The sequence below is a fragment of the Vibrio hippocampi genome (genome assembly GCF_921292975.1).
In the GTDB taxonomy this organism is placed as follows: domain Bacteria; phylum Pseudomonadota; class Gammaproteobacteria; order Enterobacterales; family Vibrionaceae; genus Vibrio; species Vibrio hippocampi.
On record NZ_CAKLCM010000002.1, the window covers coordinates 2,329,076 to 2,342,049 of the forward strand.

10 protein-coding genes and 1 tRNA gene are annotated in these 12,974 nt (G+C 46.0%); 3 read left to right on the plus strand and 8 right to left on the minus strand.

The window, feature by feature from the left end:
* Window positions 1-19: 19 nt before the first annotated feature.
* Both envZ and ompR read right to left on the minus strand, forming a co-directional pair.
* Window positions 20-1,333, minus strand: a complete 1,314-nt coding sequence (gene envZ / locus L9Q39_RS12785) for a two-component system sensor histidine kinase EnvZ (RefSeq protein WP_237485414.1) — start codon at window positions 1,331-1,333, stop codon at window positions 20-22.
* Window positions 1,334-1,562: 229 nt separating this feature from the next.
* A complete protein-coding gene (gene ompR, locus L9Q39_RS12790; protein ID WP_237485415.1) occupies window positions 1,563-2,282 on the minus strand; it encodes an osmolarity response regulator transcription factor OmpR in 720 nt (239 codons plus the stop codon).
* Between the two features lie 429 nt (window positions 2,283-2,711).
* Between ompR and L9Q39_RS12795 the strand changes: the two genes are divergently transcribed.
* Window positions 2,712-2,796, plus strand: a tRNA-Tyr gene (locus tag L9Q39_RS12795).
* 167 nt (window positions 2,797-2,963) lie between these two features.
* Here L9Q39_RS12795 and greB read toward each other — a convergent pair.
* Together greB and L9Q39_RS12805 are read right to left on the minus strand one after the other, a co-directional pair.
* Window positions 2,964-3,446, minus strand: a complete 483-nt coding sequence (gene greB / locus L9Q39_RS12800; RefSeq protein ID WP_237485416.1) for a transcription elongation factor GreB — start codon at window positions 3,444-3,446, stop codon at window positions 2,964-2,966.
* A gap of 30 nt (window positions 3,447-3,476) precedes the next feature.
* Window positions 3,477-4,064, minus strand: coding sequence for a YjaG family protein (locus L9Q39_RS12805; RefSeq protein WP_237485417.1), 588 nt, complete (start codon window positions 4,062-4,064; stop codon window positions 3,477-3,479).
* A gap of 67 nt (window positions 4,065-4,131) precedes the next feature.
* Here L9Q39_RS12805 and L9Q39_RS12810 point away from each other — a divergent pair, with 67 nt between their 5' ends.
* A complete protein-coding gene (locus tag L9Q39_RS12810) occupies window positions 4,132-5,058 on the plus strand; it encodes a D-2-hydroxyacid dehydrogenase (protein WP_237485418.1) in 927 nt (308 codons plus the stop codon).
* Window positions 5,059-5,138: 80 nt separating this feature from the next.
* On the opposite strand, the gene L9Q39_RS12815 is transcribed toward L9Q39_RS12810, so the two are convergent.
* The 3 genes from L9Q39_RS12815 to nudC all read right to left on the minus strand — a co-directional run bounded on the left by L9Q39_RS12815 (window position 5,139) and on the right by nudC (window position 7,787).
* Window positions 5,139-5,669 carry a DUF4136 domain-containing protein gene (locus L9Q39_RS12815; RefSeq protein ID WP_237485419.1) on the minus strand — a complete coding sequence of 177 codons (531 nt, stop codon included), beginning with the start codon at window positions 5,667-5,669 and terminating at the stop codon, window positions 5,139-5,141.
* A 127-nt stretch (window positions 5,670-5,796) separates the two neighbouring features.
* Window positions 5,797-6,864 carry a uroporphyrinogen decarboxylase gene (gene hemE, locus L9Q39_RS12820; protein WP_237485420.1) on the minus strand — a complete coding sequence of 356 codons (1,068 nt, stop codon included), beginning with the start codon at window positions 6,862-6,864 and terminating at the stop codon, window positions 5,797-5,799.
* Between the two features lie 128 nt (window positions 6,865-6,992).
* Entirely contained in the window at window positions 6,993-7,787 is a 795-nt protein-coding gene (gene nudC, locus L9Q39_RS12825) for an NAD(+) diphosphatase (protein WP_237485421.1), read from the minus strand.
* Window positions 7,788-7,948: 161 nt separating this feature from the next.
* On the opposite strand from nudC, the gene rsd reads away from it, so the two are divergent.
* Window positions 7,949-8,443, plus strand: coding sequence for a sigma D regulator (gene rsd / locus L9Q39_RS12830; protein WP_237485422.1), 495 nt, complete (start codon window positions 7,949-7,951; stop codon window positions 8,441-8,443).
* A 319-nt stretch (window positions 8,444-8,762) separates the two neighbouring features.
* Here the strand turns inward: rsd and rpoC are convergent, their stop codons facing one another.
* Window positions 8,763-12,965, minus strand: a complete 4,203-nt coding sequence (gene rpoC / locus L9Q39_RS12835; protein ID WP_237485423.1) for a DNA-directed RNA polymerase subunit beta' — start codon at window positions 12,963-12,965, stop codon at window positions 8,763-8,765.
* Between the last annotated feature and the right edge of the window lie 9 nt (window positions 12,966-12,974).

Here is a 12,974-nt window from a genome sequence, read left to right on the forward strand (position 1 = left end):
GCGATAGATAAGAGGGGCATTATGCCCCTTTGATAACAGGGAAATTAAGCTGCACCTTTAACCCTCCCTCACTGCGATTCGATACGCTGACCGCGCCATGGTGTTGACCAATAATACGTTTCACAATCGCTAAGCCTAGCCCTGTCCCTTCACTTCCTCGCGCGGTATCACCTCGGGTGAAAGGTTCAAACAATCGACTGATCTGGCTATCTTCAATACCGGGACCATTGTCTTCTACGATCACCCAGACATGCTTGCTGTTTGCCGTAATACCCGTACTGACTCTCACCCAACCATTGCCATAACGAACAGAGTTAACGACAAGATTGGTAATGGCGCGCTTCAATGCAATCGGGCTGCCTTGTATCTCTTTGACCTGCTGGTAGGGTTCATAGTCAATAGTGACGTCTTGGTTACGCTCCGAGTAAACAATGTCTTTTACAATGTCGTTGACGCTCAACGACTCATAAGATTCGGTATTAGCCGGTTTAAGGTAATCCATAAACTGACCAATGATTTCATTACACTCTTCGGTATCGCTAATAATCCCCTCGGCAAGGTAACTGTCTTCTGGTGACATCATTTCCGTTGCTAAGCGGATTCGCGTTAATGGGGTGCGAATATCATGACTGATTCCCGCCATCAGCAAGGATCGATCTTCCTCTAGCGCCTTAATGCCCTCTGCCATCTGGTTAAATGCCCGCGTCACCGAGCGGATTTCTATCGCGCCTGTTTCTGGCATACTCGGTGGCGTTTCACCTTTACCGACTAAAAGCGCCGCTTTTTCAAGGGCGAGTAACGGACGATTTTGCAATCGAATAAACAGCCAACCACCAGAAATCACCAGCAAGGCCATAATCACACTATTACGGAATAGAGGGGTAAAATCTTCTTGCTGCAGTTCAGCCAAAGGAATACGGATCAAGGAACTTGGCAGTGCATCTATTTTCATCCAAAGAATATAACTTTCCTCGCCGAGAATCAGCCGAACCTCAGTGTTGGATTTCAACTCATCGGTCATCTCTTCGCTCATGAGATCAATCGGCATTGCGTGCATAAACTCGCTCGCCATGTCGCTATTCTCAGCATGAATCGTTACGCCCAGCTCTTCCAGCACTCGCCTTTTTAACGGCGCATCCATCTCTAACTCTTCGTTTTCTTCTTCTTGATCTTCGAGGAAAAAAGCCATTTCGTAGGCTAATAATTTGTTGAACTGCTGCAAACTCGGCACTAATGCATAATTGTATACCGCATAGTAAGAGAAAATTTGACTAGCAATCAGCAGGGTAAAGAAGAGTAAAATTGATTGCGTAAAAGAACTGCGAAATCGCATAACAACATTTCCTTGAGTTATATTTTTTAAAGCTATTTTTGCTTGCTTAACAAGCTAAACAAACTCACTAAAGTTTCGCAAGCAAAATCCCTTTGCCCATCTTTAGTTCGCTTTACAATGAGAAAGGCACTTTCCTACCGCCTAGCACCTAGTACCTTTTCTTCCACCTAATACCTTTCTTTTCCCCCTAACGCAAAAAGCTCTGGAATAACCAGAGCCTTTTATAGTATTACGCTTCTTTACCATCCGGAACAAAGACGTAACCTAACCCCCACACCGTTTGGATGTAGCGTGGTTTGCTTGGGTCAATCTCTAGCATGCGGCGCAGTCTGGAGATCTGTACGTCAATAGAACGTTCCATTGCTGAGTATTCACGACCACGGGCCATGTTCATCAACTTATCACGGGACATCGGTTCGCGAGCGTTGGTAACTAAGGCTTTAAGCACAGCAAACTCACCCGAAGTCAGTGGCATACTTTCTTCACCGCGGAACATTTCACGCGTGCCTAAGTTAAGTCTAAACTCACCAAATTCAACCACTGCTTCCTCTTGGCTTGGTGCTCCCGGAGCCTCAATCGTCTGACGACGAAGTACCGCTTTAATACGAGCTAGCAATTCACGAGGGTTAAACGGTTTAGGCAGATAGTCATCAGCACCGACTTCAAGACCCACAATGCGATCAACCTCATCACCTTTTGCAGTCAACATCAAAATAGGCAACATGTTGTTGGCGTTGCGTAAACGACGACAGATTGAAAGACCATCTTCACCAGGTAGCATGAGATCCAGTACCATTAGGTGGAAGTTTTCTCGGGTTAACAGGCGGTCCATCTGCTCACTGTTAGCAACACTGCGTACTTGGAATCCTTGCTCTGATAAGTAACGCTCTAGTAATGCACGCAAACGTGCATCATCATCAACAACTAAAATCTTTAGATTTTCTTGCATATTTCGATTCCACCACTCTTAAGCCATTGACACTTTAACCCTATAGCTATCGATTAATATCAATCGACACTCATATAAATATAGACTTATTTGGAGCAGCTATACGGCAAAATTGAACAGGGCTAAATGTAACATTAGATGATGCTTTTTTGTTCATATAATTGTTAACGTTTATTAATACGGGTTACTTCTTACATAAAATTTACACAACTGCGCTGGATAAGTCCCTGTTTTAGCAACCCACTAGTACAAATTGGTCCATTCTTCATTAATATACTTGATGATATGTGTCTGCTTAGTGCGGTTTTTTACCACTTTTGTACTTTCGTTACGTTTCCGGTGAACGATCTTGATCGGCGGTTCGTTGTGATAATTTAAAAAAAGTTGCTGTACTTTGGTCAATATTGTTTGCTATTATTTCTGCCCTCTGGAGGGGTTCCCGAGTGGCCAAAGGGATCAGACTGTAAATCTGACGGCACTGCCTTCGATGGTTCGAATCCGTCCCCCTCCACCATATAAAGAAAGCCAGCACAATGTGCTGGCTTTCGTCGTTTTTGGCTTGAGTTATTTCTAACTTGAGTCTCAAACTGCCGCCATCGTTGCTAGCTACAGCCATTGATGCCTTGGTGGGATGACTTATAGCGACTTGTTTTATAGCGCTTTATTTTATTGCGACCTGTTTTATTGCGACTTGCTGTACTCGATGGAATTCACAAACCATTCTTTATCACCCTCGGGGGTGCGTACCACAAATTCATCGTCGACTTGTTTCTTAAGGAGCGCTCGCGCCATTGGTGAGTCGATGGAGATATACTCTTTAGCGTCACCGTAGATCTCTTCCGGTCCGACAATACGAAACTTCTTAATGTCACCCGCTTCGTTCTCTATCTCCACCCAAGCACCAAAGAAGACTTTCCCTTCTTGTTGAGGTGAATAATCAACAATCGTCACCTCGGGTAAAAACTTTCTTAAGAAGCGCACTCGGCGATCAATCTGACGCAGCAAGCGCTTATTAAAGGTGTAGTCTGCGTTTTCTGAGCGATCGCCCAAACTTGCCGCCCAAGTCACTATCTTGGTCACCTCTGGACGTCGTTCATTCCACAGGTAATCATGTTCTTGCTTTAGCTTGTTGTAACCCTCACGAGTAATCAGTTTGGTTTTCAATCGAAACTCCTCACCTATTCGTCGCTGTGGTTACAGCTCAATGCCGATGTTACTGATACCCTGCTCTTTCAGTTCGACTCTTAGATCTTTGATGAGATCAATATCGCGCTCTGTCGCGTCTCTTAGCGGACGGAAGATGGCCCATTGCATGTCCCATTCTGCACACACGGCTTCATTTTCCTTTTGGTTTTCATCTGTGATTTCTTCACCGGTTTGTGCGGTTTCTAACTCTGCGACGGTAACGACAGACTGTTGACTAATTTTTAGCGTCGAATCAAAGAGGTAGTCTCTATCGAGTAGACCATGTAGCAGAGTCGATAACCCAACACAGGCATCAATCGCTGGATATACGCCGTAGAAGTCAAACTCTTCTGAGGTTGGGATGATCTCTTCGAGCTTTTCGAGCTGTTTTTCAAAGTTAATTTTAGCCGTTTTCACCGTCAACAGTTCCCAAACGCTATCCAGAATATCGCGATAGATTCGGGCCTCGGCAAACTGGGTATTTTCACAAAAAGCTGCGAAATTTGGGTACATGCGCTCACACAAGCAGGTCATAAAGGTGATATGCTGCCAAGGCTCAAATTTTTCGATACGTACCTGAATAGGGTTTCTTAACATAGTGGCTCTGCCATGGTGAATATTAAACATCGGAAGTGTAACTCATACATAAGGAAAATAGCCAGTTATGACTGTATCTTCGCATCGTTTAGCCCTTGTTACCGAAGACAACGAACGCTATCTTGCTCTGCTCAATAACCTGCAACTCCCTGAGCTAGAGGTGGTCGATAACCTCGCCGATGCGACGATTGTATTAGCAGCGCCTCCGCAACTGGTCCCGTCTCTCGACCACGCAAGCCAACTCGAATGGGTTCAATCCACTTATGCCGGTGTCGATGCTCTGCTTAATGAAGCGTTAAGAAAAGACTATAAGCTCACCAATGTGAAGGGCATGTTTGGACCTTTGATCAGCGAGTATGTACTGGGTTATGCCATTAGCCACTATCGCCATTTCAATCTTTATCATTCACAGCAGCGCAATCAAGATTGGCAACCGCATCCCTATCAATCACTGAGCGGAAAACTGATCGTGATATTTGGCACAGGTGCCATCGGGAACTCTCTCGCCAATAGTGTCAAAGCGTTGGGTTTAGTGCCGATTGGCGTCAATCGCACTGGCATTCCCCCAAAACAATCGGCTTTTGAGGCGACCTATCACGTGCATGAAGCGAAATTGGCATTATCTAAAGCGGACATTGTGGTGAATACCTTACCCAACACCCCGGAGACCGTCGGTCTTTTCGATAAACCGTTATTTGAGGCTTGTCATCGCGTGCTGTTCTTTAATGTGGGTCGCGGTCATGCCGTGGACAGCGGTGCGCTATTGAGTGCATTGGAGGCTGGAAATGTTGAACACGCCTTCTTGGACGTTTTTATCGACGAACCTATCTCCCAAGAATGCCCCTACTGGCACAACCCTCAGGTAACCGTCACCCCGCACATCGCAGCAATCAGCTTGCCAGAACAAGTGATTGAAGTCTTTGCCGAAAACTATCAGCGTTGGATTGATGGCTATCAGCTAAAGTTTTTGATTGATTTTGAGAAAGGGTATTAGAATAAACTGAAGGTTGTAGGTACTAGAGTCTAGGTTGTAGGGGGGCTTTCCCTAGCGCCTAGTACCTAAAACCTAGTCCTCTAATTACCATACTCCACAAACATCTTCGCGACCTGATCATTAATAAACGCTTCGCGGTCTTGCGGTGACATGGACTCTGTTAATTGTCGTTGAGAGATTGAACGCCAAATTACCTGATTGGTCTTAGCGTCGATCAGTTCGACATTAATCTTGCCGTATTTACGTTCTTTAATACGCTCTGGGGTGCTGACGCCGACACCATAACCTGCGCCGCGATAACGCCCACTACCGACACCAAACGTAAAACTTGGACCGTCGGCGAGCAGTTCGCTGGCTTCGATAATGCTGTAGTAAACCAACATATTTGCATCAGCGTCGACTTTTTTAAGACCTTTTTGTGCCAATTGTTGGTCAACGGCGGATTTGATTCGTGCGGCATCTAAACTGATAGGCGTATCAGGGTCTTCTTTATATTGGTATTGAGTGTATGAGGAAAAATCAACATCGGCATTGAAGTCTGTGGCTACATCCGAGGCACAACCCGCAACCAAGAATAAGCTAACAACAGCGGATATAAGAGCTTTATACATGCGAACACCTTTGGTTTTCTCTGCCTCAAGCGACGCTTAAGGCAGAGCAATGATATTAAGTCACTTATGTTAGCTTAAAAGAATAATCACCAGCAAGCAAAGTGGGAATGATTATTATTAATAGCAGTTACTTATGATAAGGTTTTGATAGCTCGTGAACGGCTTCGACAAAGATGCCTGCGTTTTCTGGCGGCACATCTAAGTGAATGCCGTGTCCAAGGTTGAACACGTGCCCCGTGCCAGTATCGCCGTAACCTTCAAGAATCGTCGCTACTTCTTCTCTTATACGCTCTCTCGGTGCATAAAGAACAGAAGGGTCCATATTACCTTGCAAGGCAACCTTATCACCCACTCTACGCTTGGCATCTTGGATGTTTATCGTCCAGTCTAGACCAACCGCATCACAACCTGTCGCGGCGATCTGTTCTAGCCACATACCACCGTTCTTAGTGAATAGCGTCACAGGCACTCGACGACCTTCGTTTTCACGAATCAAACCATCAACGATTTTGTGCATGTATTGCAGTGAGAATAGGTTGTAATCACGAGGTGTCAATACGCCACCCCAAGTATCAAAGACCATCACGGACTGAGCGCCCGCTTTAATCTGTGCGTTTAGATATTCGATAACGCTATCAGCAAGTTTATCCAGCAAAGCGTGCAAAGTTTGTGGCTCTGCATACATCATTTTCTTAATTTTGGTGAACGCTTTTGAACTGCCACCTTCAACCATGTAGGTCGCCAGTGTCCATGGACTGCCGGAGAAGCCAATCAAAGGCACATCGCCGTTCAGGTCTTTGCGAATTTGGCGAACCGCATTCATAACGTATTGCAGTTCACCTTCTGGATCAGGCAAGCCAATCTTGTCAACATCTGCTTTACAAGTAATTGGACGCTCAAACTTAGGTCCTTCACCAGTTTCAAAGTAAAGACCTAGTCCCATTGCATCTGGGATCGTAAGGATGTCAGAAAACAAGATAGCTGCATCAAGTGGGAAGCGGCGCAAAGGCTGCAACGTTACCTCTGACGCTAGCTCAGCATTTTTACACAGCGACATAAAGTCACCGGCCACCGCTCGGGTTGCGCGATATTCTGGTAGATAACGACCGGCCTGGCGCATCATCCATACTGGCGTGTAATCAACGGGCTGCTTTAGTAACGCTCTTAGATAGCGATCATTCTTCAATTCTGTCATTCTATTTTCTCTCCCATAGAAAGCGCTAGTGTATCGCTAATTCCTTAGCATTGGCACTATCAGATAACATTTCTGTTACCAAATACCGACCTTATGGCTAAATATCGTCCAATCCGTTGCCATCACCGTCACACTTTCCGAATCACATCTTGCTGAACTTGTTGTGCGGTCTCGGCGATCAGTGCTCTGGCGATGGTTCCTTCGGGGGCAACATGAGGTAATTGGGTCGTTTCGAACCACTGAGCATCTTTTAGCTCACTAAAATCGGGCTTAAGTTCTCCCGATTGATAGTCGGCGAGAAATGCCATCATCATACTGGAAGGAAATGCCCAAGGTTGGCTGCCGAAGTAGCGAATGTTGTTGACCTTGATCCCGGTCTCTTCTTCAATTTCACGGGCGACACACATTTCTAGCGTTTCGCCTACTTCAAGGAAGCCAGCGATCACGGTATACATTCCGCTAGTATGTCGATTGTGATTGGCGAGCAGTATTTGGGTGCCTTTGCGTACTGCAACGATGATACACGGGAAGATACGAGGATAGTGCAGCGTTCGACAATCTTGGCACTGCATAGCAAGTTGATTGTGATTGAGATGATTACGACCGCCGCATTGGGGACAATAGCGCATACTTTGCGTCATGTAGCCATACTGTATCGCTTTTGAGACTAAGTAAAAAAGTGCTTCTGGCAAGTGCAGTAACGTTCGCAATGAAAACAGCTCGCGCTGACCCTCTAACTCACTGTCGTTCAGCCACATCACTGGATACCCATCAAAGTCTCCGACTTGTATCGCCTGTTCTGTGTTGAGCTCAAGCTCATTGGCGGTTGCCAAAGGAAGTTGATCGTTGATCAACCAGACGTCATTTCCAGCAACGATACACCAGTAAGCCTTCAAATCTTTACTGTCACTTTTTTTTAACATCTTCCATCCTCTTTACTTGCAGTTCGACCATTTTACTGGCAATCTAAAACGATACCAACATAGAAAATTTAGATTTCTAAACGTGGTATGTTAGGGAAATCAGCACGTAATTTTCATTAAAATTTTTGAGGCTGTTGATTTGCAGCCCCGATCATGAGGACATGGTCATGCTAAATAAATTCAAGCAAGTACAAGAACAATGGGGTGGCTCAAGTGAGGTCATCGATCATTGGTTAGAAACGCGCCAAGCGCTTATTGTTGAATATTGTAAACTCGCATCACTACAGCCTTCTTCCTCTCAAGGCAATGTTGCGGAACTCCCCTCGCCTAAAGATCTCAAGTCTTTCTCAGGTCACTTGGTTGACTACATCTCGGAAGGTCATTTTAAAATCTACGACATGGTCATGGATAAATGGCAAGCAACCGGCTTTAAAACCAATGAAGACATTGATGCTACTTATGCCAAGATAGTGATGACCACTGAACCTCTGCTTGAATTTAACGACAAGTATTCAAAACTTCTCGCCGATGATGAACTGACCGCTTTTGAAACGGATATGTCCAAGGTGGGAGAAATCCTTGAGCTAAGGTTTGAAGTGGAAGACCATTTGATACAGTTGATTGCGGATAGTTTAGCGATACCGCCCGGGGCTTGAGATTAGGTTCTATTAATACAATGAGCGTCGCCGCCTAACACAATGAACGTCGTTCCTTATTAACGTTCTCCCTTATTAACGCTCTCCTTTATTAACGTCGTCCCTGCGAAGGCAGGGACCTACTCAAAGCGCGTGCCCCACTCAAGTAGATTCCTGCCTTCGCAGGAAAGACGTAATTAATTAGGAAAGACGTAATTAATTAGGAAAGACGTAGTGAATTACGAAAGACGTCAAAGATTAACGAGCGGCTCAATAACACAAAAAAGCTCCAGACACAAAAAAGGCACCTTTCGGTGCCTTTTTACTATCTCGCTATCGATTACTCTTCAGCAGAGAAACCTGCGTTCAGTAGAGCGACTAGATTGTCCGTTGCTTGTTCAGCAGATGGACCTTCTTGCTCTTCGTTACGCTTAGCTTGACGGTCTTGGTGATACGCAAAACCAGTACCCGCTGGGATCAGACGACCCACAATCACGTTCTCTTTCAGACCACGTAGGTCATCACGCTTACCAGATACCGCTGCCTCTGTTAGTACGCGCGTCGTTTCTTGGAACGATGCCGCAGAGATGAACGATTCTGTTGCTAGCGATGCCTTCGTGATACCTAGTAGGTCACGCTCGAAGCGTACAAGCTCTTTGCCTTCTGCTTCTAGTGTACGGTTAGCAATCTTAACTTGAGAGTACTCAACCTGCTCACCTGGTAGGAACTCAGAGTCACCTGCGTGAGTGATCGTACACTTACGTAGCATCTGACGAACGATAGTCTCAATGTGCTTATCGTTAATCTTAACACCCTGTAGACGGTATACTTCTTGAACTTCGTTCGCGATGTATTGAGTCACAGCGTGAATACCACGTAGACGTAGGATGTCATGCGGAGTTTCTGGACCATCAGCAATAACGTCACCACGCTCAACACGTTCACCTTCGAACACGTTTAGCTGACGATGCTTAGGAATCATCTCTTCGTATGCATCACCGCTATCGCGAGTGATCACTAGACGACGCTTACCTTTGGTTTCTTTACCAAATGAAACGGTACCTGAGTGCTCAGCAAGGATTGCAGGCTCTTTCGGCTTACGTGCTTCAAATAGGTCTGCTACGCGAGGTAGACCACCGGTGATGTCTCGGTTACCGCCAGATTTCTGAGGGATACGAGCTAATGTGTCACCAATGCCTACTTCAGCACCATCTTCGATGTTTACAATCGCTTTACCTGGTAGGAAGTAAAGTGCTGGCATATCTGTGCCGGCGATCATTACGTCGTTACCTTGCTCATCAACAAGTTTGATCGCTGGACGCATATCTTTACCTGCTGCTGGGCGAGCGGCTGGTTCAGTTACTTCGCTTGAAGATAGACCCGTTAGGTCATCAGTTTGGCGAGATACTGTTACACCGTCGATCATGTCAACAAATTGGATGCGACCCGCTACTTCAGTAATGATTGGTAGTGTGTGCGCTTCCCAGTTTGCCACTGTTTCACCAGCTTGAACTGCGTCGTTGTCACCCTTAGTTAGCATCGAACCGTAAGGAAGTTTGTGCTTCTCTTTAGTACGACCAAACTCATCGATAATGGTCATTTCTGACGCACGAGAGGTGATAACAAGTTTCTTGTCTTTGTTGATAACAAACTTAGCATTGTGAAGTCTCACAGAACCTGTGTTCTTCGCTTGAATGCTGTTCTCTGCTGCTGCTGTCGATGCTGCACCACCGATGTGGAACGTACGCATCGTAAGCTGTGTACCCGGCTCACCGATAGACTGAGCAGCGATAACACCAACTGCTTCACCTTGGTTCACTAGGTGACCACGTGCTAGGTCACGACCATAACACTGTGCACAACAACCGAAGTCCGCGTCACAGGTCACTACTGAGCGCACTTTCATGCTATCTACAGAGTTGTCTTCCATGATCTGACACCACTTCTCATCAATCAGAGTATTACGTGGGATCAGAACATCTTCAGTACCTGGCTTAAGAACGTCTTGAGCAACAACACGACCTAGTGCCAACTCAGAAAGTGCAACTTTAACGTCACCACCTTCGATGTGAGGCATCATGTCAACACCTTCATGGGTGCCACAGTCATGTTCGTGAACAACAACGTCCTGAGCAACGTCAACAAGACGACGAGTTAGGTAACCCGAGTTCGCTGTTTTCAGTGCCGTATCCGCAAGACCCTTACGAGCACCGTGCGTTGAGATAAAGTACTGAAGTACGTTTAGACCTTCTTTAAAGTTCGCGGTGATTGGCGTCTCGATGATTGAACCATCTGGACGTGCCATCAGACCACGCATACCAGCAAGCTGACGAATCTGAGCTGCAGAACCACGAGCGCCCGAGTCAGCCATCATGTAGATGCTGTTAAACGACTCTTGCTGTTCTTCTTCACCGTCACGGTTAGTTACCGTTTCAGATGAAAGGTTGTCCATCATCGCTTTCGCTACGCGATCATTGGTCGATGCCCAAATATCGATCACTTTGTTGTAGCGCTCACCTGCCGTTACCAAACCAGATTGGAACTGCTCTTGGATTTCGCGAACTTCTTCTTCTGCTGATTCGATCTCGTCGTACTTCGCTTGAGGTACAACCATATCGTCGATACCAACAGAAACACCAGAAAGTGCTGCATAAGCAAAACCGGCGTACATTACTTGGTCAGCAAAGATAACGGTATCTTTCAGACCCAGCTTACGGTATGCCTCGTTCAGTAGGTTAGAAATTTGTTTCTTACCTAGCTTTTGGTTTACCAAGCTGTATGGAAGACCTTTTGGTACGATTTGCCATAGCATTGCACGACCAACAGTGGTATCAACCATCTTAGTCTCTGTTGTGCTGTTGCCATCTTCATCAACCACGGTTTCAGTGATACGTACTTTTACGCGAGCGTGTAGCTCTGCGCTCTTAGTACGGTATGCCTTTTCAGCCTCTTCCGGGCCAGCAAGGTACATACCTTCACCTTTAACGTTGATCTTCTCACGAGTCATGTAGTAAAGACCCAATACAACGTCCTGAGAAGGTACGATGATCGGATCACCTGACGCTGGCGACAGAATGTTGTTTGTCGACATCATCAGAGTACGAGCTTCAAGCTGTGCTTCTAGAGTTAGAGGCACGTGTACCGCCATTTGGTCACCATCGAAGTCCGCGTTATACGCCGCACACACAAGTGGGTGTAGCTGAATCGCTTTACCTTCGATTAGTACTGGTTCGAACGCCTGGATACCAAGACGGTGAAGTGTTGGTGCACGGTTCAATAGTACTGGGTGTTCGCGGATAACTTCGTCTAGGATATCCCAAACGATCGCTTCTTCACGCTCTACCATCTTCTTCGCTGCTTTGATCGTCGTCGCCATGCCACGAGTTTCTAGCTTGCTGTAGATAAATGGTTTGAATAGCTCAAGTGCCATCTTCTTAGGAAGACCACACTGGTGTAGACGAAGGTATGGACCTACTGTGATTACAGAACGGCCAGAGTAGTCTACACGTTTACCAAGTAGGTTCTGACGGAAACGACCTTGTTTACCCTTGATCATATCAGCAAGAGATTTTAGAGGACGCTTGTTAGAACCTGTGATCGCACGACCACGACGACCGTTATCGAGAAGCGCATCAACAGACTCTTGCAGCATACGCTTTTCGTTGCGTACGATGATGTCCGGAGCAGCAAGCTCTAGTAGACGCTTCAAACGGTTGTTACGGTTGATCACACGACGGTATAGGTCGTTCAGATCTGAAGTCGCAAAACGACCGCCATCTAGTGGAACTAGAGGACGTAGATCTGGCGGCAGAACTGGAAGTACAGTTAGGATCATCCACTCTGGGTTGTTACCAGATTGGATAAACGCTTCAACCAGTTTTAGACGCTTAGTGACTTTCTTACGCTTAGTCTCAGAGTTAGTTGTTTCTAGCTCTTCGCGCATCATTTCCGCTTCAGCGTGCATGTCCATTGTAGACAGCAGATCTTTGATCGCTTCTGCACCCATCTTAGCGGTAAACTCGTCACCCCACTCTTCTAGACGATCAAGATACTCTTCTTCAGTAAGCATCTGACCTTTTTCTAGATCCGTCATACCCGGTTCTGTTACTACGTACATTTCGAAGTAAAGAACACGCTCGATATCACGCAGAGGGATATCCATCAGTAGACCGATACGAGACGGTAGTGATTTTAGGAACCAAATGTGTGCAACTGGAGACGCAAGCTCGATGTGGCCCATACGGTCACGACGAACTTTAGTCTGGGTTACTTCAACGCCACACTTCTCACAGATCACACCACGGTGTTTTAGACGCTTATATTTGCCACAAAGACATTCGTAGTCTTTTACTGGACCAAAAATACGCGCACAGAACAGACCATCACGCTCAGGTTTGAACGTACGATAGTTGATCGTTTCAGGTTTTTTCACTTCACCAAAAGACCATGAACGAATCATGTCCGGTGAAGATAGACCGATTTTGATTGCATCAAATTCTTCGGCCTTATGCTGTGCTTTTAGAAAGTTTAATAAGTCTTTCACAATCAGCTC

What these genes read in the sequence shown, in the direction of transcription:
- envZ (WP_237485414.1), bottom strand. Translation starts at nt 1,333, where the DNA reads ATGCGATTTCGCAGTTCTTTTACGCAATCAATTTTACTCTTCTTTACC.
- ompR (WP_237485415.1), bottom strand. Translation starts at nt 2,282, where the DNA reads ATGCAAGAAAATCTAAAGATTTTAGTTGTTGATGATGATGCACGTTTG.
- L9Q39_RS12805 (WP_237485417.1), bottom strand. Translation starts at nt 4,064, where the DNA reads ATGTTAAGAAACCCTATTCAGGTACGTATCGAAAAATTTGAGCCTTGG.
- L9Q39_RS12810 (WP_237485418.1), top strand. Translation starts at nt 4,132, where the DNA reads ATGACTGTATCTTCGCATCGTTTAGCCCTTGTTACCGAAGACAACGAA.
- L9Q39_RS12815 (WP_237485419.1), bottom strand. Translation starts at nt 5,669, where the DNA reads ATGTATAAAGCTCTTATATCCGCTGTTGTTAGCTTATTCTTGGTTGCG.
- hemE (WP_237485420.1), bottom strand. Translation starts at nt 6,864, where the DNA reads ATGACAGAATTGAAGAATGATCGCTATCTAAGAGCGTTACTAAAGCAG.
- nudC (WP_237485421.1), bottom strand. Translation starts at nt 7,787, where the DNA reads ATGTTAAAAAAAAGTGACAGTAAAGATTTGAAGGCTTACTGGTGTATC.
- rsd (WP_237485422.1), top strand. Translation starts at nt 7,949, where the DNA reads ATGGTCATGCTAAATAAATTCAAGCAAGTACAAGAACAATGGGGTGGC.